Annotated in this window: 19 protein-coding genes and 1 pseudogene; 17 read left to right on the top strand and 3 right to left on the bottom strand. The window is 54.0% G+C overall.

Annotated features, from left to right (window positions below; all coding sequences use genetic code 11):
• From G9Q73_RS17885 to G9Q73_RS17865, 5 genes are all read left to right on the top strand, one after another.
• Nucleotides 1–447 (top strand): flagellin (locus tag G9Q73_RS17885; protein ID WP_281397591.1); only part of this gene is annotated, 447 nt, incomplete at its 5' end.
• A gap of 80 nt (nucleotides 448–527) precedes the next feature.
• A complete protein-coding gene (locus tag G9Q73_RS17880; RefSeq protein WP_246345377.1) occupies nucleotides 528–983 on the top strand; it encodes a flagellar protein FlaG in 456 nt (151 codons plus the stop codon).
• 177 nt (nucleotides 984–1,160) lie between these two features.
• Complete coding sequence (gene fliD, locus G9Q73_RS20605; protein WP_177420987.1) at nucleotides 1,161–2,513, top strand: flagellar filament capping protein FliD; 1,353 nt, start codon at nucleotides 1,161–1,163, stop codon at nucleotides 2,511–2,513.
• Between the two features lie 100 nt (nucleotides 2,514–2,613).
• Nucleotides 2,614–3,048 carry a flagellar export chaperone FliS gene (gene fliS, locus G9Q73_RS17870; protein WP_177420986.1) on the top strand — a complete coding sequence of 145 codons (435 nt, stop codon included), beginning with the start codon at nucleotides 2,614–2,616 and terminating at the stop codon, nucleotides 3,046–3,048.
• Nucleotides 3,049–3,058: 10 nt separating this feature from the next.
• Entirely contained in the window at nucleotides 3,059–3,367 is a 309-nt protein-coding gene (locus G9Q73_RS17865; RefSeq protein ID WP_177420985.1) for a flagellar protein FliT, read from the top strand.
• Nucleotides 3,368–3,407: 40 nt separating this feature from the next.
• Here G9Q73_RS17865 and G9Q73_RS17860 read toward each other — a convergent pair whose 3' ends face one another.
• A complete protein-coding gene (locus G9Q73_RS17860; protein ID WP_369408966.1) occupies nucleotides 3,408–4,208 on the bottom strand; it encodes a cytochrome C assembly family protein in 801 nt (266 codons plus the stop codon).
• A 224-nt stretch (nucleotides 4,209–4,432) separates the two neighbouring features.
• On the opposite strand from G9Q73_RS17860, the gene ffh reads away from it, so the two are divergent.
• The 5 genes from ffh to rplS all read left to right on the top strand — a co-directional run bounded on the left by ffh (nucleotide 4,433) and on the right by rplS (nucleotide 8,789).
• Nucleotides 4,433–5,827 (top strand): signal recognition particle protein, encoded by a 1,395-nt coding sequence (ffh, locus tag G9Q73_RS17855; RefSeq protein ID WP_177420983.1) that lies wholly within the window; start codon nucleotides 4,433–4,435, stop codon nucleotides 5,825–5,827.
• Between the two features lie 1,043 nt (nucleotides 5,828–6,870).
• Nucleotides 6,871–7,122 (top strand): 30S ribosomal protein S16, encoded by a 252-nt coding sequence (rpsP, locus tag G9Q73_RS17850; RefSeq protein ID WP_177420982.1) that lies wholly within the window; start codon nucleotides 6,871–6,873, stop codon nucleotides 7,120–7,122.
• Nucleotides 7,123–7,165: 43 nt separating this feature from the next.
• On the top strand, nucleotides 7,166–7,669 hold the full coding sequence (gene rimM / locus G9Q73_RS17845) for a ribosome maturation factor RimM (RefSeq protein ID WP_177420981.1): 504 nt from the start codon (nucleotides 7,166–7,168) through the stop codon (nucleotides 7,667–7,669).
• A gap of 10 nt (nucleotides 7,670–7,679) precedes the next feature.
• The gene (gene trmD, locus G9Q73_RS17840; RefSeq protein WP_177420980.1) at nucleotides 7,680–8,441 is read left to right on the top strand and encodes a tRNA (guanosine(37)-N1)-methyltransferase TrmD; all 762 of its coding nucleotides are present in this window, start codon (nucleotides 7,680–7,682) and stop codon (nucleotides 8,439–8,441) included.
• Between the two features lie 3 nt (nucleotides 8,442–8,444).
• Nucleotides 8,445–8,789 carry a 50S ribosomal protein L19 gene (gene rplS, locus G9Q73_RS17835; RefSeq protein ID WP_177420979.1) on the top strand — a complete coding sequence of 115 codons (345 nt, stop codon included), beginning with the start codon at nucleotides 8,445–8,447 and terminating at the stop codon, nucleotides 8,787–8,789.
• Nucleotides 8,790–8,928: 139 nt separating this feature from the next.
• Here the strand turns inward: rplS and G9Q73_RS17830 are convergent, their stop codons facing one another.
• A complete protein-coding gene (locus tag G9Q73_RS17830; RefSeq protein ID WP_177420978.1) occupies nucleotides 8,929–11,094 on the bottom strand; it encodes a methyl-accepting chemotaxis protein in 2,166 nt (721 codons plus the stop codon).
• Nucleotides 11,095–11,170: 76 nt separating this feature from the next.
• Nucleotides 11,171–12,346, bottom strand: coding sequence for an ABC transporter substrate-binding protein (locus G9Q73_RS17825; RefSeq protein ID WP_177420977.1), 1,176 nt, complete (start codon nucleotides 12,344–12,346; stop codon nucleotides 11,171–11,173).
• A gap of 298 nt (nucleotides 12,347–12,644) precedes the next feature.
• On the opposite strand from G9Q73_RS17825, the gene sbcB (G9Q73_RS17820) reads away from it, so the two are divergent.
• From sbcB (G9Q73_RS17820) to G9Q73_RS17790, 7 genes and pseudogenes are all read left to right on the top strand, one after another.
• Entirely contained in the window at nucleotides 12,645–14,078 is a 1,434-nt protein-coding gene (sbcB, locus tag G9Q73_RS17820) for an exodeoxyribonuclease I (protein ID WP_177420976.1), read from the top strand.
• Between the two features lie 903 nt (nucleotides 14,079–14,981).
• Nucleotides 14,982–15,569, top strand: a complete 588-nt coding sequence (locus G9Q73_RS20600) for a sensor histidine kinase (RefSeq protein WP_369408921.1) — start codon at nucleotides 14,982–14,984, stop codon at nucleotides 15,567–15,569.
• Entirely contained in the window at nucleotides 15,562–16,146 is a 585-nt protein-coding gene (locus G9Q73_RS17810) for a hypothetical protein (RefSeq protein ID WP_177420975.1), read from the top strand. Before G9Q73_RS20600 ends, G9Q73_RS17810 begins: the two co-directional genes overlap by 8 nt.
• Before the next feature lie 454 nt (nucleotides 16,147–16,600).
• Nucleotides 16,601–17,968: pseudogene (gene sbcB / locus G9Q73_RS17805) on the top strand (exodeoxyribonuclease I); the annotation flags it as partial.
• 496 nt (nucleotides 17,969–18,464) lie between these two features.
• Nucleotides 18,465–19,376: a PAS domain-containing protein gene (locus tag G9Q73_RS17800; protein WP_177420974.1), complete on the top strand. Its 912-nt coding sequence runs from the start codon at nucleotides 18,465–18,467 to the stop codon at nucleotides 19,374–19,376.
• A gap of 12 nt (nucleotides 19,377–19,388) precedes the next feature.
• Nucleotides 19,389–19,880, top strand: a complete 492-nt coding sequence (locus tag G9Q73_RS17795) for a sensor histidine kinase (RefSeq protein ID WP_177420973.1) — start codon at nucleotides 19,389–19,391, stop codon at nucleotides 19,878–19,880.
• 21 nt (nucleotides 19,881–19,901) lie between these two features.
• A complete protein-coding gene (locus G9Q73_RS17790) occupies nucleotides 19,902–22,343 on the top strand; it encodes an ATP-binding protein (RefSeq protein WP_177420972.1) in 2,442 nt (813 codons plus the stop codon).
• Nucleotide 22,344: the final 1 nt, after the last annotated feature.

Here is a 22,344-nt window from a genome sequence, read left to right as displayed (position 1 = left end):
TCAACCGGTGCGGGTGGCGTGACTGACTCCATCGTTGTGGGTGGTAAGGTTGAGTTGAGCTCCTCCAAGTCATTCCAGGTGTCGACGACGGGTACCGATATTATGGTGGCCGCTGCAACATCCGGAACTTTGAGCAGTGTTGCTGATATCGATATTGGTTCCCAGACCGGCGCCAATAGCGCACTGGATGTTATCGACCAGGCCCTGAGCTTCATTTCTGATCAGCGTGCCGATCTTGGTGCCGTTCAGAATCGCCTGAGTTCCACTATCTCCAATCTCTCCAATATCAGCGAAAATGTATCTGCTGCCCGTTCACGGGTTCAGGACGCCGATTTTGCTGCGGAGACCGCTAACATGACCCGCACGCAGATTCTGCAGCAGGCCGGTGTGGCAATGCTGTCCCAGGCTAATTCCCAGCCGCAGATGGTTCTGTCTCTCCTGCAGTAACGGTAACAAGCTCCAGTCGGCGCCTGGTTTTGATACCGGGCGCCGGCTGAACTAAAAGGTTTAAATGTGAGGTGAAGGCCATGGCTACGGACATGACAATCACAGTAGGAGCTCTACCGACGAAGGATTCTGGTAAAGATGTACGTCGTACTACGGAAAGTGTTACTCCCCAGCCTCTGAAGGTCGTTGGCCAAATCTCCGGAAATGAATCGGTCACCACTCTTCAACAAAAATCGGTTGATGAGAGGTCTGCTGCTGTTCCAGTAGAGGCACTTAAAGGTGCTGTCAGCCAGATGCAGGATTTTGCCCAGGTGTTGCAGCGTGAGTTGCAGTTCGACCTGGACGATGACAGTGGCAGAACAGTGGTTCGGGTAATCGATAGACAATCCGGTGATCTGATTCGCCAGATACCCTCGGAAGAGGTATTGGCGTTGGCCAAACACATGCAGGAAGCAATCGATGTTGCCAATGTCAAAGTTGATGGTAAGGCAGGTCGTGAGCAATCGGTAGGACTACTGATGGAAACAAGCGCATGATTCCCATGTTCTGAAGATTCAGGCATGGAGATTGCATGTTTCTCATAGAGTGTCGAAAACCGGACAGACAGGAGAGATCCTCCAGCGAACCCGGTTCTCGGCGGAGTGTTCACTGAAGTTTGTGCTGGCTTCTGCTTGATGTTTCGCTTGAGTCAGCCAGGCTGACGGGAGGCAAACGTGCCAACCATTTCCGCTCCAGGCATAGGTTCCGGGCTCGACGTCAACTCCATCGTTGATCAGTTGATGTCTCTGGAGCAGATTCCTATACAGAATCTTCAGTCCAAAGAGGCGGGATTTCTGACCCAGATCAGCGCCTACGGCGCGCTGCGTGGCTCTCTGGCATCGTTTCAGAGTACCGTGGACAAACTCAACGGCTTCTCAGGTATAGGTCTCTTCAGTGCGAGCAGCGCGGATGAAGCTGTCTTTACTGTCAATGCCGACAATGATGCAGCCGCCGGCAGTTACGACATCGTCGTTCAAGCTTTGGCTGAGTCCCACAAGATGGGCTCCGCGTCGTTCGCAGATAGTGATACCACGACGATCGGTAATGCCGGTGACACCATGACGTTGGCCGTCGGCACCCAGTCGTTTAACGTGGACATCGGTGGTAAGACCCTGAGCCAGATCGAACAGGCGATCAACGAGGCAACCGACAACACGGGTATCAGCGCAGGAATCATCCAGGAAAATAGTGGTAGTTTCTATCTCACTCTGACCAGCGATGAAACCGGTGTGGAGAATGCCATGTCGGTCTCCTTTGCCGATAGTGGTAACAACCCCATTGCCGATCCATTGACCATGGTGCAGACGCGAGCTGCTGCAGATGCACAACTGTTGGTGGATAACTCCTATACCATTACTCGCAGCAGCAACAGCATCTCCGATGCAATTCAGGGGGTGACCCTGGAACTGCTGGCTACCAGTGTTGATGCAGTGGCGCTGAATGTCGATAAGGACTTGGGCGCTGTGCAGACTACAGTGCAGAGTTTCGTTGACGCATACAATAGCCTGCGTGATACGCTTTCCACCCTTGGCCGCGGTGAGCTCTCCGGCGACGGAACCCTGCGCATGATGGAGCAGCAGATATCCTCAGTGCTGGGTTCAAAGTCGGATGTCGATGGAACATTCAAGTATGCCTCCAGCATCGGTATCTCATTTCAGAGAGATGGCAGCCTTCAGCTGGATACCGCCGTCTTGACTGAGGCGCTGGAAAGCGATTTTTCTTCGGTCACCAAACTCTTTTCCGACGATGATCAGGGGCTGGCGTTCCGGCTCGATGTCCTGGTTGAGAATCTGCTCGATCCCGACGGGTTGATCGATGCCCGTGAGGACGGTCTGGATGCCAGGGTGAAAAATGTGCAGGATCAGCGAGAGTCTCTGGAGTTTCGTCTGGCCAAGACTGAGGCGCGTTTTCGGGCGCAGTTTGCCGGGCTGGATACCCTGATGGTAAGGCTGTCTGCCACCAGCGACTTCCTGACACAGCAGTTGCAGGGGTTGCAGGATCTGGCCTCGTATCGAAATAACAATTAGTGATGTTTTATTGGATTGATGGCGGAAACAGGTCAAGAATCCACGCACACTACCGATAAATATACTGTTCAAAAGCAAAAAACAGTTCGAGGATTATATAATGAGTTTGAATTCCAGGCGTGGGGCACAACAGTACGGTAGCGTGGCGACAGGGTCTGAAGTGGACTATGCAAGCCCACACCGTTTGGTGCAGATGTTGATGGAGGGCGCGCTGGATAAGATAGCCATCGCCAAGGGTCATATGGATCGAAGTGAACCCGAACCCAAAGGCAGGCACATCACCTGGGCGATATCCATCATCAACGGACTGCGAGGCAGCCTGGATCTCAAGGCGGGTGGTGAGATAGCCGCCAACCTCGATAACCTGTATGAATATATGGTGCGCCGTCTGACAGAATCCAACCTAACCAATGATCAGGCGATCCTCGATGAGATCAGTGGGTTGTTGCTGGAGATCAAGTCCGCCTGGGATGTGATCCCGGAAGATGTGAAAAGGGCGCCCCAACTCTCCAATAAACCCGTTTCTGCGGCCTAGCATGCTACCGATGGCAGGTAACCCTGAAGAGAAACTCAAGGCAGCGCTGGTGCTGAGCCGAGGTCTGCTTGAGTCTGCCCGTGCCGGTGAGTGGGAAGAGGCCCGGAATCTGGAAGCCGGGCGCGTTGAACTGCTCAGGGAGAGTCTTGGTATTCTCTCACCTCAGGGCGCGGAAAATCAGATATCGTTGATCAAAGAGATCCAGGAAATCGACCAGCAGATAACGCAGCTGGCCAATCAGGAACGTCCCCGTCTGGTGGAACAGTTGGCAAAGTTCAAAAAAGGCCGGGTTGCCAGCAGGGCCTACCGGCAAGGTTGATTGCATCCTATTGCGGATGATTTGATCGCCATCTGGATGTTCAAACCGTAAGAATCAGCTCGATCACCACCTTGCTGCCGAAATAGGCCAGCATCAATACCACGAATCCGCTAAGCGTCCAGATGATTGCCTTCTGACCGCGCCAGCCAAATCGAAAACGTCCCCAGATCAACGTGCCGAAGACGATCCAGGCCACAATGGATAGGATCGATTTATGCGCCAGATGCTGGGCGAACATATCCTCCAGGAATATGAAACCCGAGATCAGGGCCAGGGTCAGCAGGACAAAGCCTACGCTGATCATCTCGAACAGCAGGCTCTCCATCGTCTGCAGGGGAGGCAGGGCGCGAATGAAACCGCCAGGGCGGCGATGGTGCAGGTGGTGATCCTGAATAGCCAGCAGGAGCGCCTGCACGCTGGCCAGAGTGAACAGGCTGTAGGCAAGGATAGAGACCAAAACATGGAGCGTGAGGCCCTGGGAGGCGGCTTCGCCCAATAACCGTACCGAACTGAAACGGGATTCCAACAGGATTGACAGCGCTGCCAGCGGCAGCAGCAAGATGCCAAGGTTTTCCACCGGCTTACTCAAGCTGGAGATTAGCAGCAGCAGGACAATGGTCCAGGCGATCAGTGAGGTGGCGCTGAAGACACCGAGGTTGATGCCGGTATCGGTTGCAATGCTCTGGTAGAGGAGAACGCCGTGCAGTGCAGTGCCGACGAATCCCAGCAGCAGACCTAGCGGCCGCGGCAAATGTTTGCCGGTTTCGCCGCGAAATAGCCGCAGTGCAAAACAGAGGCCGGCTCCCAGATAGGCGGCAATGGCTAACAACTCAAACAAGATTCCAACCCTACACTTTGTATCTTTATTGGGTTTAATACCCCGTCGGCATGCGGCGGCGGTGTTTATTGAAACTACGGCGATAATCGCATACTTGCCACGGTTTTTAAATTGATTTTGCCTCATGGCGCAGGGCAAATCCAATGCATCGGCGCAACAAAGTGTTGGCTGATATATAATGTTCAATTCGATTCAATCAATCTGGAGCGGGCGATCCGCCGAAAAGCATGTTTGATAACCTGACAGAACGCCTTGGTCGTGTACTTACCAACCTGCGGGGGCAGGGACGGCTCACAGAAGAGAACATCAAGGACACCATGCGCGAAGTGCGCATGGCGCTGCTTGAGGCCGATGTTGCTCTGCCGGTGGTGCGTGCCTTTGTCGATCAAGTGAAGGCGAAGGCGAGTGGCGAGGAGGTGATGAAGAGTCTCACCCCTGGCCAGACGCTGATCAAGATCGTCAGAGACGAACTGATCCAGGTGATGGGCGAGGCCAACGAAAGTCTCGATCTGTCAGCACAACCGCCCGCTGTCATCCTGATGGCGGGCCTGCAGGGCTCAGGTAAGACCACCAGTGTCGCCAAGCTTTCACGCTGGTTGCAGTTGCATGGCAAGAAGAAGGTCATGGTGGTGAGTTGCGACGTCTACCGCCCGGCTGCTATCGAGCAGTTGCAGACCCTCTCCCAAGAGGTTGAGGCGGAGTTTATTCCCAGTTCTCCGGAGCAGAAGCCGGTCGACATTGCGAAGCATGCAGTGACGCGGGCCAAGCAGGCTTTTGCCGATGTGCTGATCGTCGATACTGCGGGCCGATTGCATGTCGATGAGGTGATGATGGGTGAGATCAAGGCGCTCCACGCGACCCTGAACCCCATCGAGACCCTGTTTGTGGTCGACAGCATGACCGGTCAGGACGCCGCCAATACAGCGAAGGCCTTCAATGAGGCCCTGCCCCTGACCGGTGTGATCCTGACCAAGGCGGATGGTGACGCCAGAGGCGGCGCCGCACTCTCCATTCGCCAGATCACCGGCAAGCCGATCAAGTTTATCGGTGTGGGAGAGAAGACAGACGCCCTGGAGCCTTTTCATCCTGACCGCATCGCCTCCCGCATCCTCGGTATGGGGGATGTGCTCAGTCTGGTGGAGGAGGTTACCCGCAAAGTAGACCAGGAAAAGGCCGCAAAGTTGGCGGCCAAGCTGAAGAAAGGCAAAGGTTTCGACCTTGAGGACTTCAAGGAGCAGATGCAGCAGATGAACCAGATGGGCGGCATGAGCGGCCTGCTGGACAAACTGCCGGGAGTGGGCCAGCTACCGGATCATGTGAAAAATCAGGTGAACGACAAAGATATTGACCGCCTCATTGCCATCATCAATTCAATGACACCCCAAGAGCGGCGTTTTCCTGCGATCCTCAAGGGATCCCGCAAGCGGCGAATTGCTGCCGGTTCCGGTACCCAGGTGCAGGAAGTGAACAAGCTGCTGAAGCAGTTTGCCCAGATGCAGAAGATGATGAAAAAAATGAAGGGTGGCGGCATGAAGAAAATGCTGCGGGGCCTCGGCGGCAGGTTTCCCGGAATGCCAGGGGGCGGGATGCCGGGTGGCGGCGGTGGCGGGTTTCCTTTTTAGGTGGAAGGCAAAAGGTTAAAGGATAAAGGAGGCCGTGCCACTGGATTGGGCGTACGTCTTTAAGTTCCATTCTACCCTTGATTCCTTTCCATGCAGGGCATGGGAATGCGATAAACCACAAAGATGTAATTGGATATTTTTGGTCGGAGGTTGCTGATCCCGGGCTATAGTTATTCATACAACGGCAGTAGGTTATTCGCCGACTATTTGCGGGGGTGCCTCGGACGCTAGCCATCGCGGTGCCTCCGGAGGAGGAGAGATGGCTGATTCAACACCGAATTGGTGCCGTGAACTCGCACCATCTGTTGTCAATATTTCTGAATTTCACCCCGCTCCGCAGCTGATCCACCTTACCAAAGAGCAGTGGCGGTCGGTTCGCAAGGAAATCCCAAAGGGCCGAAAATTACCGAAGAAGGGGGTGGTTCTGGCAGTGCACCGGCTGGAAAAGGGCGGAGTGATGCTCGAACCCACGGTGGCAGGCAAGCGACGTCGCAAAGCAAATGCCGAGTTTAGCTATATGTGGACCGAGAGCGGCATTGAGATCTGGGTCCGGTTTGACCGCCGCGGTTCCCCCTGCCGTTTGTTTATGACGGGTGGAGGGCGCTGGACGCCAAAGTTTTTCTGTATCCGGGGCCGCTGTCCGGGCCGCTGCTCGGTTCGCATAGTGCGCCGGCGGGGGCGAAGATATATCTATTGCCAGTGTAGATGATTGAAAAAACAGGTTAAAGGCGAAAGGCAAAAGGTTAAAGGTGGCCGTGCCACCGGATAGGCCGAATCTCGTCGTTACTGCGATGGGAAGCTGGCAGGCCGGTTCAAGCGTAGCGGAACCGGCCCATACCTAATATTAAGGTGACCACGAAGCCCCAAAATTTGTCGGCACCGGGCGGATTTCGGATGAAATTCCGGACTTTTCTCTCCTTTAGCCTTTAACCTTTAACCTTTAATCTTAATCCATGCTTCACTTTCTGAATTATTCAGTTATAATTCCGCGTTTCCCGCCGGTGAGTTTGCCGGTTGCTTAAAGAATTTTCAAGGGTACAAGCATGGTAACCATTCGTCTTTCCAGAACCGGCGCCAAGAAACGGGCTTTTTACCACATTGTGGTGACTGACAGCCGTAACGCCCGTGACGGTCGCTACATTGAGCGTCTCGGCTTCTTCAATCCCGGTGCCACCGGCGGCGAAGAGCGTCTGCGTGTTGAGCGTGATCGCATTGATCACTGGGTCTCCAAAGGCGCCCAGACCAGCGACCGTGTCGTCTCTCTGCTGAAGGAAGCCGCCAAGCAGGCAGCCTGATCCCGGCTGACTGTCCGCTAATCACCACGGACTGAGATTCCAAATGTCCGAAGAGATGGTGACTATGGGCAGGATCTCCGGGTTTTTCGGGGTTCGGGGCTGGTTCAAAGTCTACTCTCACGCCATACCACGGGAAGGGATACTCAAGTACTCCCCCTGGTATCTGAAGCGTAAAACAGGCTGGGAAGAGAGAAAAGTCCTGGAAGGACATCGGCAGGGCAAAGGTGTCGTAGCGTCTATAGAGGGTTGCGACGACCGTGATCAGGCAGCGGAGTTGATGGACTGCGAGATCGCTATCCGCCGCGACCAGTTGCCGAAGCTGGCAAAAAATGAGTTTTACTGGTCCGATCTGCAGGGTTTGCGGGTTGAGACCGTCGAAGGCGTCGGGCTGGGCAAGGTGTCTCACCTGTTCGAGACCGGTGCCAATGATGTAGTAGTGGTCAAGGGTGACCGTGAACGCCTGATTCCCTATACCTGGGGTGAGGCGATCCGCAGTGTGGATCTGGAAGACGGTCTGATGGTCGTGGACTGGGATCCGGATTTCTAGGCTGGACTGGATGCGTTTCGATGTTATCAGTCTGATGCCGCCGATGTTCGATGCCCTGAAAGCGCAAGGGGTTGTAGGACGTGCCCTGGAGCGGGGGCTGGCTGAGCTGAAGCTCTGGAATCCACGGGACTACACCACGGATGTACATCGCACGGTGGACGACCGGCCCTACGGCGGTGGCCCCGGCATGGTGATGAAATATGCGCCACTGCAAGCGGCCCTCGAGGATGCCCAAAAGGTTTCCCCCGGCGCAAAGGTGATCTACCTAAGCCCACAGGGCAAAAGATTTGACCAGGATGCGGCGCGCAGCCTGGCGACTAGCGGCCAACGGCTTATCCTCATCGCCGGCCGTTACGAAGGTATCGACGAGCGGGTGATCGACCGCTACGTGGATGAGGAGTGGTCCATCGGAGACTATGTGCTGAGCGGCGGTGAGCTGGCGGCGATGGTTTTGATGGACGCGGTGATCCGCCTGCTGCCTGGGGTGCTGGGCGCTGCGGACTCGGCAGAACAGGATTCTTTTATGGATGGGTTGCTGGATTGTCCACACTATACCCGTCCTGAGCAGATAGACGGCGTGGGTGTCCCCCCGGTTTTACAGGGTGGCAACCATGAGGTGATTCGCCACTGGCGGCTTGAACAGGCGCTGAAGCGAACCCTGGAACGCCGTCCCGATCTGCTGAAAGGCCGTCAGATGACGGCAGAAGAACAAACGATTTTAGATGAAATAGGTCTCGCGTCGGGAGATGCCGAGCAAGAACAGGAGCAATAGACCATGAGTAATATCATCGCGGAACTCAACGCTGAGCAGATGGGTCGTGAGATACCGGATTTTGGCCCCGGAGATACCGTGGTCGTGCAGGTAAAGATCAAAGAGGGCGAGCGTGAGCGTCTGCAGGCCTTTGAAGGCGTGGTGATCGCAAAGCGTAATCGCGGTCTCGACTCCGCCTTTACCGTACGCAAGATCTCCCACGGTGAAGGTGTTGAACGTGTCTTTCAGACCTACAGCCCACTGGTTGCCGAGATCAAGGTCACCCGTCGTGGTGACGTGCGACGTGCCAAACTCTACTATCTGCGTGGCCTTACCGGCAGGGCTGCTCGTATCAAGGAAAAGATCTAGATCCAACCGCTGTCTTTTTCCCTGCGTTGAAAAAACCACCCCGCTGTCAGCTGGGGTGGTTTTTTTATGACCGATTACATATCAGCGGCTCATTGTTTCCAGCCAGGAGTCTGTCGGGTTTAACCGTTTGAAGCGGATGTTAGGTGGAAAACTTGGCTGCCATTCCCTTTAAATTAGTCGCCAGGCCAGCTTGCTCCATACTGGCTGTAGCCGTGTGTCTTGCACCATCAGCTGTTTGAGAAGCGAGTGCATTGATGGAGACCACGTTCTGGTTGATCTCTTCCACGACAGCACCCTGTTGTTCCACGGCAGTGGCAATCTGGACGTTCATCTCTTTGATCTGTCCCACCGCCTGGATGATTTCACTCAGTGTTTCTCCTGCTTTTTCAACTTTTTCCACACTGTTTGTAGCCTTTTCCCTGCCTTTCTCCATGGCATAGACAGCCTCTTTAGCGCCTTGTTGAACCCGTTCAATGATTTGCTGAATCTCTTGGGTTGAGTCCTGTGTTCGTCCTGCCAAGGTGCGCACCTCATCAGCAACAACGGCAAATCCGCGTCCCTGTTCGCCTGCCCGAGCCGCCTCTATAGCGGCATTTAGGGCCAACAGATTAGTCTGTTCCGCGATGCTGCGAATGACATCCAAAACAGTGCTGATTGACTCACTCTCATCTTCCAGTTTGTGGATGGCAATGGAGACATTTTGCACCTCACTCGCGAGGTCGTTTGTAGCGCGGACGGCCTCGCTGACAACGTCATGTCCTTTGACTGCCTCAGCATTGGCCTGTTGAGCCGCCTGTTCTGCATGGTTGGCATTTTTCGCCATTTCCTGTGCTGTTACTGCCATCTCATTCATGGCAGTGGCCACCTGTGTGGTTTCACTCTGCTGCCTCTCTATCCCGAGATTGGTCTGGGTCGAGATGGACGAAAGATTTTCAGCGCCGGATGATAGTTCGTTGCTCGATCTATGTATATCCTCGATGAGGCCGCAAATGTTTTCTGCAAGTGCATTAAAATCATGGGCCAATGCGGCAAACTCATCTCGACCTTTGTAATTCATGCGATTTGAAATGTCGCCCTGGGCAAAATCACGCATGGCTTTCGTGGCCATTGCCAGCGGACGATTGACCCGGCGCAGGACAATAAAGCTGATTAAAATGATAACAACCAGAGCCACTGATGCCGTTATCAATAAGATGGTGCGGCTATCACTGATTACCCGACGTCCCTGTTCATCAACGCCTGCCTGAATCTGGTCAACAGCTTGAACCACCAAATTGATGGCCTGTTCCATTGACTCTGTTGCAGATTGCACGTCAGCGTGTGCTGACAGCATCTCGGCGGTAACCCTCAGACCCTTTCTACGTGACGTAAGAATAGAGCTTTCTTCGTTGATGAGGGTATTGACCAATTGTTGGAAATCACTGTTCAAATGCTTTATCTGAGTATTGAGTTCCGGGTTGTCTCTTGATCCTTCATCAATCTTGGAAATGGATGCTTTGGTTGACTGGATTAACTGGGTAAGTTGATTATCTTTGATGCTGGTCAGGATGTCGGGACTGCTCTCCAACATAAATTGCCGCCCCAAGCTACCCATAATGGCGACACCGGTTCGGATGTTTGCGCTCACCTGCTGCAGGTCGGCTGTTCGACTCAATAGTTGCTCGCCAACCTGGTCACGAAACTGGAATGCAATTTTCGCTTCCGGCTCTTCCACGTCCTCTATATCCTGAAGATCCTGTATCTTTTTGTAGAGTTTGCGAATACGTCGTTTGGCCCGTTTATTGGCGAAGTTAATCTTTCCCGCAATGCCTTCAGCAACCTTTTGGATATCCTGAATCGATGAATCCATCTTTTCAACGTAGTCTTTCTGTTCGATATTGATTTGTAAAATGGTTTTCTTTTTTTCAAATAGAACGGTGTCTGCGCTTATGAAAACTTTATACGCCTCTTCAAGTGCAGCGAGAGGCTCTATTACACTGCTATCGTCCCCTGCAGCCTGCCGTGCGCTGCTCATTGCAGAAGTGAACCTCGATTCCAACGGATCACGATCCTGCAGGCCCGCCAGCTTCTCTGAGGAATCGCTGCTGATAACCCTTAACTGGCGTCCAATAACACCTGTAATGGCACTCTTGATCTCGTTGTTGGCAACCTGAAGTGGTTTGGCTTTATCGGTGACTACCTGCTGGTTTTTAGAAACGCTTTGATAGGAGTCCAAAGCGGTAAGAACCAGAATCAAAACAGTTGTTACAGCAATGAGCACCCAGACAACTAAAAGCCCTTTGATTGTGATGTTGGTTTTTTTCATCATTTTTTCCTTAATACAACGAGCAACCCAAAACAGTCGCGGGAGGGGTAGCCATCACACCTCTCCCGCTTCAGGTTCAGATTTCAGACCAGTTGAAGGCGACAAACTGTCCCTGCTTGATCATGGTCGGCCACAATTTGTGGCTTGCTTGATGCTCCGTCTTGCTGAAACTAACCTTGCTGCCGATATCAATCTTAGGAGCGTTCAGTGACTCCAGCCCATCTATGATGCTCTCTCTGTTGGGATTGGAACCGGCATTTTTCATACCTTCAGCAAACAGCTTGGCTACCAGATAACCCTCGAGGGAAACAAAGCCGGGCTTGGCATTGGCATCATAGGCTTTGAGAGCATCACGATACTCTTTCACTGTGGCGTGGTCGGTATTGAAGTGCGGCACCACCTGAGTCACGATGACGCCGTCACCCTTGTCGCCCAGTGCCTTGGCCAGCGCTGTACTGCCGACAAATGAGACATTCAGGTACTTGGCGTCCGGCAGCTCTTCCTTGGCCATTTTTATAAACTTGGCGCAGGGTCCATAGGCTCCCACCATGATGATGGCCTTGGGTTCAACCTCAGCATCAAGGATGGTTCCCAGACCCTCTTCCACATTCAGCGTGTTGCGGGTGTAACGGCCGTGCGTCAGTTTTTCAGGACTTGCAACGCCTTTGGCCTTCAGCGCCTTCATTGCGCCTTTGTAACCTGCATCACCATAACCGTCATTTTGGGTAAAGAAGGCGATCTCTTCGGCTTTGATACCAGAGGAGAGAAGACCATCGATCATCGCCGCAGTCTCTTCCGCATAACTTGCCCGGTAATTGATGATGTAGCGGTCTGGCGGGGATTGGCGCAGAACACCAGCCCCTGTGAAGGCGCCAAATAAGAGCGTTTTTTTCTTATTGGAGATCGGCACGCTGACGATCGCAGTGGGTGTTCCAACATTCCCCATCACTGCTACCACCTTCTCGTCATCGATAAGTTTGTGCATATTTGGGGCGGCCTTGGCAGGCTCATAGCCATCATCCAGGACAACCAGTTTCAGGGTATTGCCATTGATTCCTTTTTTATTGACTTGGTTGAAATAGGCTTCAATGCCTCGTTTCATGTCTTGACCCAAGGCTTGGGCAGGGCCACTCAGGGCGGTTGACATGCCCACCTTGATCTCAGCCGCCTGTGCAGCAGAGAAGCCAAATGTGCAAGTGATCAGCAGGGAAATAGCAGTTTTACGAAAATGAGAAAGAAATGGTGTGTTCATTACAGCTCCTGTAAATCCTTGAAAAAATTGGGTATCGGGTCAACAAATCAAGTCAATACCCAAGCCGGAAAGTGGGTCATCCATGGTTCTAAACCCGCTACTGAACACATCTATCGGCCTTTCTTTTTAAATCTTTAAGAAAAATAGGGTTTACTAACGCATCTATTCGAAAGAGATGATTATTGTGTTGATTTAGTGGACTTTGGGTCAGATAATCTTTTTCCTTTTATTCTCCCGCTCTTTGCTTGGGATGAGCGGCTGAACCCGGAATAATTACATCGATAGAGCGCTACCTCTCATGACATTTTCCTTCTACTGGCACGACTACGAGACTTGGGGCGCCAATCCCCGCTGGGACCGGGCCGCCCAGTTTGCGGGGCTGCGCACGGATGAGGATCTGAACCCGGTGGGGGAGCCGCTGGTCATCTACTGCAAACCCGCAAATGACATGCTGCCCCAGCCGGAGGCCTGCATGGTGACCGGTATCACCCCGCAGAAGGCGTTGGCAGAGGGGCTGGTCGAAGCTGGGTTCATGGGACGTATTCACCAGGAGATGGCTCACCCCGGCACCTGTGGGGTGGGATACAACACGATTCGTTTCGATGACGAAGTGACCCGTTACGGGTTCTACCGTAACTTTTTCGATCCCTATGCCCGTGAGTGGCAGAATGGCAACTCCCGCTGGGATATTATCGACATGGTCAGGCTGACTCATGCACTGCGTCCGGAAGGGATCGAATGGCCCCGGCATCCGGACGGCAAACCCAGTTTTCGTCTGGAGCACTTGACCGCCGCCAATGGCATCTCCCATCAATCGGCCCACGATGCGCTCTCGGATGTGCATGCCACCATTGCCATGGCCCGGCTGATCAAACAGAAACAGCCCAGGCTCTATGATTATGTCTTTCAAAAACGCAAGAAACAGGCGGTGGGGGAGCTGCTCAATCTGCGGGCGCGCAAGCCGGTGCTGCATGTCTCATCGATGTATCCTGCCGAGCGTGGTTGTATCGCGATGGTAATGCCCCTGGCCGCTCATCCCACCAACTCCAATGGCGTGATTGTCTTCGATCTTCGTTATGACCCGACTCCACTACTCACACTGAGTGAGGATGAGATCCACCAGCGCCTCTTTACCCCGGCGGCAGATCTGCCTGAGGGGATTGAGCGGATGCCCCTGAAGACGGTGCATCTCAACAAGTGTCCGGTGGTGGTGCCGATGAATACCCTCTCTGAAGCGGCTGCCGAACGCTGGCAGATCGATGTCAGGCAGGGTGAACTGCATAGAAAAACCTTGCTGGCGGCGGATGGTTTGAAGGAAAAGCTTGGCCGGATCCATCAAAAAACCACCTTTGAAAAGGTGTCGGATCCTGATCAGAATCTCTATGGCGGTGGGTTTTTCAGTGCGGATGATCGTCGCCGCATGGAACAGATCAGGGCCGTCGCTCCTGGCGATCTGAGCAGTTTCCCCCAGGCCTTCGACGATCAGCGGCTACCGGAGATGCTGTTTCGTTACCGTGCCCGCAACTGGCCGGAGACACTCTCAGAGGAAGAACGGGGGCGCTGGGAGGAGTATCGGCAGGCCAGGCTGTTTGAGCCGGGTGAGGGGGCAGGGTTGCCGATGGATGACTACCTGGCGTGTCTGGATGAGATGGAGATGGACGAATCCCTGCCGCCAGAGAAGCGCAGAATCATCCCCGAATTGCTGGCCTGGGCTGAGAAGCTGGCAGGTTAAGCCTGATAGTTGTAGTCCATAGCGTAGGCCTGATCAAGCGCAGCGGATCAGGCAATTTCTGGCCGGTCAAGCGGCATGCGGCGTTTGCCGGTTCCGCTATGCTTGAACCGGCAAACTACACTCCTTTGTGATTGTCTCAGGCTTTCAGCCTTCACCTTCTTCATTCAGTGCCTGTTCCTGCGTGATGCCTTCAGATTTTTATTCCAATTGCTTTTTGGCTTTGTCTCTCTTGAATTGAAACTTCGTCTCACTCCAGTTGTTGATCCAGGAGGGGGGAGTTGGCATCGGCTTTTAATCTTCCGCAGCTGGCAGTGAATGTATCGAAATTCTTCAGGAGATAGGGAAAAGCAATCGTTGGGAATATTCTAAAGATTCCCCACTATCTGACGATAGCATCTGTACGCCGATAAGATTTTTTATTGGAAAAGGAAGAGGGCTAGTCAAAGTGATACGCACCGTGCCTGGCGTACTATGAAAAAGCCTGTTCTGTTTGTGGATGACACCGGAATCCATGGTTCCGTTAGATGTAGGGTTAGAAATAAATCCTTCATTTGAGGGTACGGATACTCATGAATAATACCCAACTAGTACTGCGAATCGCCATTATCGTCTTCCTTGTCGAAGGCATGATCATGCTGGGCCTGTCCCTATTGGGTCCAATTTCCTCCCCAGGCCTGGAAGCGATCATCGATGCGTTCGTTTTGATCCTGATTGTCTCACCCGTCATGAGTTATTGGGTGATCAAGCCCTATATCACTGAGCGCAAACAGATGGAGAAGGATCTGCGCAAAAGCAGGAATACCTACCGGACGCTGGTCGACAATCTCCCGCAACGGATCTTTTACAAGGACACGAACTCGGTCTACGTCTCCTGCAACCGGCGGAAGCGTCCCGGAGGTGCTGGTGGACGAGGCGAAGAGAGTGGCGGAAGAGATCGATATCGACTATCTGAAAGAGGAGATCCCCCGGGCCGTCGAGCAGTCTGTGGAGGGGTTGGGGCGGATTGCCAGGATCGTCCAGGCGATGAAGGAGTTTTCCCACCCGGGAACGGGGGAAAAGACACCCACCGACCTCAATCGGGCAATCGAGACCACTATCGATGTCTCACGCAACGAGTGGAAGTACAGCGCGGAACTGATTACCGAGCTGGCTCCGGAACTGCCGCAGGTGTCGGTGCTGCCCGGTGAATTCAACCAGGTGATACTGAATCTGATCGTGAACGCGGCCCATGCGATCGATGAAGCAATGGGAGAGAGTGGGAAGATGGGTGAGATCCAGGAGGCGATTCAAAAGCGGGTATTCGACCCCTTTTTCACCACCAAGGAGGTGGGGAAAGGATCAGGCCAGGGACTGGCGATCGCCTGGTCGGTAATCGTGGATAAGCACGGCGGCACCATTGAGGTGGAGAGTGAAGATGGCAAAGGCACCACCTTCATCATCAGACTGCCAGTGAAACAGTCAGGTCATAAAGGAAATCGGCACGATGAATGATGCAAATAAGCAGTCTGGCTGGTTCGGTGGCCATAGGCAGGGGTCTGCTGCCAACCCCGGGAAACCTCGGGAAATCGAACTTGAACTGGTCCGACTATTGTATCAGCAGGCACCGCAGGCCCTTGGCGGTAGCTTTATCGTGGCCCTTATCCTGGCGGGATTCCTGTGGCAAGCGGCGGTTCACGACTGGCTGCTGGCCTGGATTTCCGTGCTGCTGCTGGTTACCATTCTGCGCGGGCTGCTGATTGTTGCTTTTCGCCGGGTGGATGTCGCCATCATAAACGTTGAGCGGTGGGGTGCGCTGTATACGGCAGGCGCACTTTTCTCCGGTATCTGCTGGGGCTCGGTGGCCACTCTATGGCGTCCAGGATGGCCGGTTGCCCACCAGGTTCTGCTGGTTATTGCACTGGCCGGTTTAGGTGCGGGAGCCATCTCTTCCAGTGCCCCCCGGCTCTCCACTTTTGCCGCCTTCCTGTTTCCCCTTCTGCTGCCTATCGCCGGCATCCTGCTGGTTCAGAAAGAGGCTTATGCGGACTGGGTTCCTGCTGCTGCTCTCATCCCAGTTTATTGTTCCTGATTGCCCTAATTATCCACAACACCATCGGGGGTCGCTTGGGTGCCGGTTTAATAACTGATCCCTGCTCGATGAGCTGGCGAAAAGGTGGAGCAACTTCAAGACGAGGTGGCTGCCCGGCAGAAACCCAGGCGGAGTTGAGTGCACTCAATGAGACGCGGAACAGCGTGTGTCGGGCGTGCTAACGAACTACAGGTCTTGTATCTGGTTTCATCAATCCTGGCCAATCCCTTCTAATCCATTGGAGGTCTTCGCGCCATCCTCATGTCGTATTGTCTTCATGGTCGGACGGGGAGACGTGCGCAGAATCACCTTTAATGACAGTACTATCAGACAGAACACTATCAGGACGGCCCGCAAAAGTGTCTACTCCGATTATCAATGGGAGACCGTTTGGAGCTATTGACATCGTCTCTACCCGGCAGAGGCATCGGATGAATCGGGCTGGGACCGGGCCGCCCAGTTTGCGGGGCTGCGCACGGATGAGGATCTGAACCCGGTGGGGGAGCCGCTGGTCATCTACTGCAAACCCGCAAATGACATGCTGCCCCAGCCGGAGGCCTGCATGGTGACCGGTATCACCCCGCAGAAGGCCTTGGCGGAGGGGGTTGTCGAAGCTGAATTCATGACGCGTATTCACCAGGAGATGGCTCACCCCGGCACTTGTGGGGTGGGATACAACACGATCCGTTTTGACGACGAAGTGACCCGTTACGGGTTCTACCGTAACTTTTTCGATCCCTATGCCCGTGAGTGGCAGAATGGCAACTCACGCTGGGACATCATCGACATGGTCAGGCTGACTCATGCACTGCGCCCGGAAGGGATCGAATGGCCCCGGCATCCGGACGGCAAACCCAGTTTTCGTCTGGAGCACTTGACCGCCGCCAATGGTATCTCCCATCAATCGGCCCACGATGCGCTTTCGGATGTGCATGCCACCATTGCCATGGCCCGGCTGGTGAAAGAGAAGCAGCCGCGGCTTTACGACTATATCTTCCGGCTGCGCAAGAAACAGGCAGTGGGGGAGTTACTGAACCTGCAGGCGCGCAAGCCGGTGCTGCATGTCTCATCGATGTATCCTGCCGAGCACGGTTGTATCGCGATGGTGATGCCCCTGGCAGCTCATCCCACCAACGCCAATGGTGTGATTGTTTTCGATCTCCGTTATGACCCGACCCCGCTGCTCACCCTGAGTGAGGATGAGATTCATCAGCGCCTCTTTACCCCGGCGGCAGATCTGCCTGAGGGGGTGGAGCGGATGCCCCTGAAGACGGTGCATCTCAATAAGTGTCCGGTGGTGGTGCCGATGAATACCCTCTCTGCAGCGGCTGCCGAGCGCTGGCAGATCGATGTCAGGCAGGGTGAACTGCATAGAAAAACCTTGCTGGCGGCGGATGGTTTGAAGGAAAAGCTCGGCCGCATCCATCAAATGACCACATTCGATAAGGTGTCGGATCCCGATCAGAATCTCTATGGCGGTGGTTTTTTCAGCGCGGATGATCGTCGCCGCATGGACCGGATCAGGGCCGTCGCTCCTGGCGATCTGAGCAGTTTCCCCCAGGTCTTCGATGATCAGCGGCTACCGGAGATGCTGTTTCGTTACCGTGCCCGCAACTGGCCGGAGACACTCTCAGAGGAAGAACGGGGGTGCTGGGAGGAGTATCGGCAGGCCAGGCTGTTTGAGCCGGGTGAGGGGGCAGGGTTGCCGATGGATGACTATCTGGCGTGTCTGGATGAGATGGAGATGGACGAATCCCTGCCGCCGGAGAAGCGCAGAATCATCCCCGAATTGCTGGCCTGGGCAGAGAAACTTGCAGGCTGAGTCTGATAAAGTGTAGGCCGGTTCCGCTACGCTTGAACCGGCCTACACTCCTTTGTGATTGTCTCAGGATTTCAACCTTTACCTTCTTCATTCAGCGCCTGTTCCAGCGTGATGCCTTCAGATTTTTATTCCAATTGCCTTTTGGCTTTGTCTCTCTTGAATTGAAACTTCGTCTCACTCCAGTTGTTGATCAAGGAGGGGGGAGTTGGCATCGGCTCTTAATCTTCCGCAGCTGGCAGTGAATGTATCGAAATTCTTCAGGAGATAGGGAAAAGCAATCGTTGGGAATATTCTAAAGATTCCCCACTATCTGACGATAGCATCTGTACGCCGATAAGATTTTTTTTTGGAAAAGGAAGAGGGCTAGTCAAAGTGCTACGCAACGTGCCTGGCGTACTATGAAAAAGCCTGTTCTGTTTGTGGATGACACCGGAAACCATGGTTTCGTTAGATGTAGGGTTAGAAATAAATCCTGCATTTGAGGGTACGGATACTCATGAATAATATCCAACTAGTACTGCGAATCGCCATCATCGTCTTCCTTGTGGAAGGCATAATCATGCTGGGCCTGTCCCTATTGGATCCAATTTCCTCCCCAGGCCTGGAAGCGATCATCGATGCGTTCGTTTTGGTCCTGATTGTCTCACCCATCATGAGTTATTGGGTGATCAAGCCCTATATCACTGAGCGCAAACAGTTGGAGACGGACCTGCGCAAAAGCAGGAATACCTATCGGACGCTGGTCGACAATCTCCCGCAACGGATCTTTCACAAGGACACGAACTCGGTCTACGTCTCCTGCAACCGGCAGTATGCCTCTGATCTTGGGATCGCGCCGGCAGCGTTGGTGGGAAAGAGCGACTATGACTTTCACCCGGTGGAACTGGCCGAGCAATACCGGGCAGATGATAAGAACGTCATGGAGTCGGGAGAGATCTGCGAGCTGCAAGAGCGCTACGTCAAGGATGGTGAAGAACGCTTCATCCACACCGTCAAGACGCCTCTGAAAGATGAACAAGGTAAATCCACTGGCATTCTCGGTATCTTCTGGGACATCACCGAGCAGAAGGCGGCCGAGGAGGAGCGACAATCGATGGAGATCCAGTTGCGCCACGCACAGAAGCTGGAGTCGGTGGGGCAGCTTGCTGCGGGCATCGCTCATGAGGTCAATACGCCGACTCAGCTCGTCAGTGATAACACACGTTTTCTCCAGGATGCCTTTGCAGACTACGGTCGACTCCTCACTGTCCATGACCGGCTGACCGATGCAGCAGCCAGCGGAACCGTCCCAGATGAGCTTGTGACAGAAGTAAGGGAGCTGGCGAAAGAGGTCAACGTCGATTATTTGAAAGAGGAGATTCCCAAGGCTGTCGAACAATCTCTGCATGGATTGGAGCGGATTGCCTGAATCGTTCGGGCAATGAAGGAGTTCTCCCATCCGGGAACAACAGAGAAGGTAGCCATGGATCTCAACAGGGCGATCGAAACCACCATCGATGTCTCACGCAGCGAGTGGAAATATAGTGCCGAGCTGATTACCGAGCTGCCACAAGTGCCGGTGCTGGCCGGTGAATTCAATCAGGTGATCCTGAATCTGATTGTGAATGCGGCCCATGCAATTACGGATGTAGTGGGGAACAGTGGAGAGATGGGTGAGATCCAGATTGCAACCCGCCACGACGGACAGTGGGCACAGATCACCATTAGCGATACGGGGAAAGGGATCCCGGAGACGATTCAAAAGCGGGTATTCGACCCCTTCTTTACCACCAAGGAGGTGGGAAAGGGGTCAGGCCAGGGGCTGGCGATCGCCTGGTCGGTGGTTGTGGACAAGCACGGCGGCACCCTCGGGGTGGAGAGTGAAGAGGGCAAAGGCACCACCTTCATTGTCAGACTGCCAGTGATACAGTAAAGCCCTAAGGAAAGTGGCACGATGAATGATACAAATAAACAGTCTGGCCGGTTCGGTAGCCATCAGCAGGGATCTGCCGCCAATCCCGGGAAAACCCGGGGAATCGAACTTGAGCTGGTCCGGCTGTTGTATCGGCAGGCACCAGAGGCCCTTGGCGGTAGCTTTATCGTGGCCCTTATCCTGGCGGGATTCCTGTGGCAAGCGGCGGATCACGACTGGCTGCTGGCCTGGATTTTCGTACTGCTGCTGGTTACCATCCTGCGCGGACTACTGGTTGCTGCGTTTCGCCGGGTGGATATTACCCTCATAAACGTTGAGCGCTGGGGTGCGCTGTATACGGCAGGCGCACTTTTTGCCGGTGTCAGCTGGGGCTCGGTGGCCACTTTATGGAGTTCGGAATGGTCGGTTTCCCATCAGGTGCTGCTGTTTATCGCACTGGCCGGTGTTGGTGCGGGAGCCATCTCTTCCAATGCCTCCCGGCTCTCCACTTTTACCGCCTTCCTGTTTCCCCTTCTGCTGCCTATCGCCGGCATCCTGCTGGCTCAGAAAGAGGGGACTTATGGAGGACTGGGTCTCCTGCTGCTGCTCTATCCCAGTTTATTGTTCCTGATTGCCCATAATTATCACAACACCATCAGGGAGTCGCTTGGATACCGGTTTAATAACCAGTCCCTGCTCGATGAGCTGAGCGAAAAGGTGGAGCAACTTCAAGACGAGGTGGCTGCCCGGCAAGAAACCCAGGCTGAGTTGAGTGCACTCAATGAGACACTGGAACAGCGTGTGTCCGAGCGTGCTAACGAACTACAGGTCATGTATGTCGTTTCGTCAATCCTGGCCAATCCCGCTAGTCCATTGGAGGAGGTCTTTAACGCCATCCTCATGTCCGTATTGTCTTCATGGTCGGACGAGAGGGATACGTGTGCAAGAATCATCTTTAATGACGAATGCTATCAGACAGAACACTATCAGGACGGCCCGCAAAAAGTGTCCGCTCCGATCATCATCAATGGGGAGACCGTTGGAGCTATTGACATCGTCTACCTGGCAGGGGGCTCATCGGATGAATCGGAATTATTTGAATATGGAAAAGGTTCTCTGCTGAAAGCTATTAGCCAGGATATCAACTCCAACATTGAACACAGGTTGTCCCAGGAAGAGCGCCAGAGCATGGAATCGTTGGTCCGGGAGCGCACTGTGGAGCTTGCAAAAACGGATGCGCAGCTACAACAGCAGATTGGCGAATATAATCAGGCCGAGGAGCTAAACCGCCTGTTGCTGGAGTCGACCTCAGACGGTATTTACGCCGTCGATGGTGATGGAATTTGTACCGTCTGCAATCCTGCTGCCGCCCAACTACTTGGCTATGATGATCCCACTGAGCTGATCGGCAAGAATGCACACAACCTTTTCCACCACACCCGTCCGGACGGCTCAGCGTATCCGGAACAAGAGTGTGCTTTGTTACATGCATATGAAAAAACCATCATCGTGGATGACGAAGTCTTCTGGCGGGCGGATGGAACGAGCTTTCCTGTGGAATACCGTGCATCACCCATCTATAGGGCCCAGGAGGTAGTGGGAAGTGTGGTCAGCTTTACTGATCTGACCCAACGCCGGAATGCTGAGGTGCAATTGCGCCAAGCGCAGAAACTGGAGTCGGTCGGCCAGCTCGCCGCCGGTATCGCCCACGAGATCAACACCCCCACCCAGTTCGTTAGTGACAACACCCGCTTCCTGCAGGAGTCTTTCGCTGATATGGACAGAATTTTCGAGACCTGCGATCAAATGCGTGAAGCAGCCACCAAGGGCACGGTGCCCGCGGATCTGCTCAAGCGGATCGAGGCGATTGTGCAGGAGGTGGATGTGGACTATCTGGAAGCAGAGATTCCCCTGGCTATCGAACAGTCCCTGGAAGGGTTGGAGCGGATTACCCGAATCGTGCGGGCAATGAAGGAATTCTCCCATCCTGGAAGCGAAGAGAAGACGCCGGCGGATCTCAATCAGGCGATCGAAACCACCATCGATGTCTCACGCAATGAGTGGAAATACAGTGCCGAGCTGATTACCGAGCTTGATCCGGCACTGCCGCAGGTGCCGGTGCTGGCCGGTGAATTCAACCAGGTGATACTGAATCTGATCGTGAACGCAGCCCATGCGATAGCTGATGTAGTGGGAAAGAGTGGAGAGATGGGTGAGATCCGGATTGCAACCCGGCAGGATGGGGAGTGGGCAGAGATTACGATTAGCGATACTGGAAAAGGGGTTTCGGAGGCGATTCAAAAACGGATGTTCGATCCCTTCTTTACCACCAAGGAGGTGGGGAAGGGATCAGGCCAGGGGCTGGCGATCGCCTGGTCGGTGATTGTGGACAAGCATGACGGCACCATCGAGGTTGAGAGTGAAGAGGGCAAAGGCACCACCTTCACCATTCGCCTGCCGATTATGCAGAATCTGGTCTCATAAA

Source organism: endosymbiont of Lamellibrachia barhami (assembly GCF_011947365.2).
Taxonomy (GTDB): Bacteria; Pseudomonadota; Gammaproteobacteria; order Chromatiales; family Chromatiaceae; genus QGON01.
This window is presented reverse-complemented; position numbering and strand designations above follow the sequence as displayed.

Excerpts from the sequence above, each read along its gene's own strand:
- G9Q73_RS17790 (WP_177420972.1), top strand. The coding sequence starts at position 19,902 with ATGAATGATACAAATAAACAGTCTGGCCGGTTCGGTAGCCATCAGCAG.
- fliS (WP_177420986.1), top strand. The coding sequence starts at position 2,614 with ATGAGTTTGAATTCCAGGCGTGGGGCACAACAGTACGGTAGCGTGGCG.
- ffh (WP_177420983.1), top strand. The coding sequence starts at position 4,433 with ATGTTTGATAACCTGACAGAACGCCTTGGTCGTGTACTTACCAACCTG.
- G9Q73_RS17880 (WP_246345377.1), top strand. The coding sequence starts at position 528 with ATGGCTACGGACATGACAATCACAGTAGGAGCTCTACCGACGAAGGAT.
- rimM (WP_177420981.1), top strand. The coding sequence starts at position 7,166 with ATGTCCGAAGAGATGGTGACTATGGGCAGGATCTCCGGGTTTTTCGGG.
- G9Q73_RS17800 (WP_177420974.1), top strand. The coding sequence starts at position 18,465 with ATGAATAATATCCAACTAGTACTGCGAATCGCCATCATCGTCTTCCTT.
- G9Q73_RS17830 (WP_177420978.1), bottom strand. The coding sequence starts at position 11,094 with ATGAAAAAAACCAACATCACAATCAAAGGGCTTTTAGTTGTCTGGGTG.
- G9Q73_RS17795 (WP_177420973.1), top strand. The coding sequence starts at position 19,389 with ATGAAGGAGTTCTCCCATCCGGGAACAACAGAGAAGGTAGCCATGGAT.
- G9Q73_RS17825 (WP_177420977.1), bottom strand. The coding sequence starts at position 12,346 with ATGAACACACCATTTCTTTCTCATTTTCGTAAAACTGCTATTTCCCTG.
- trmD (WP_177420980.1), top strand. The coding sequence starts at position 7,680 with ATGCGTTTCGATGTTATCAGTCTGATGCCGCCGATGTTCGATGCCCTG.
- sbcB (WP_177420976.1), top strand. The coding sequence starts at position 12,645 with ATGACATTTTCCTTCTACTGGCACGACTACGAGACTTGGGGCGCCAAT.
- G9Q73_RS17865 (WP_177420985.1), top strand. The coding sequence starts at position 3,059 with ATGGCAGGTAACCCTGAAGAGAAACTCAAGGCAGCGCTGGTGCTGAGC.
- rplS (WP_177420979.1), top strand. The coding sequence starts at position 8,445 with ATGAGTAATATCATCGCGGAACTCAACGCTGAGCAGATGGGTCGTGAG.
- rpsP (WP_177420982.1), top strand. The coding sequence starts at position 6,871 with ATGGTAACCATTCGTCTTTCCAGAACCGGCGCCAAGAAACGGGCTTTT.
- G9Q73_RS17810 (WP_177420975.1), top strand. The coding sequence starts at position 15,562 with ATGAATGATGCAAATAAGCAGTCTGGCTGGTTCGGTGGCCATAGGCAG.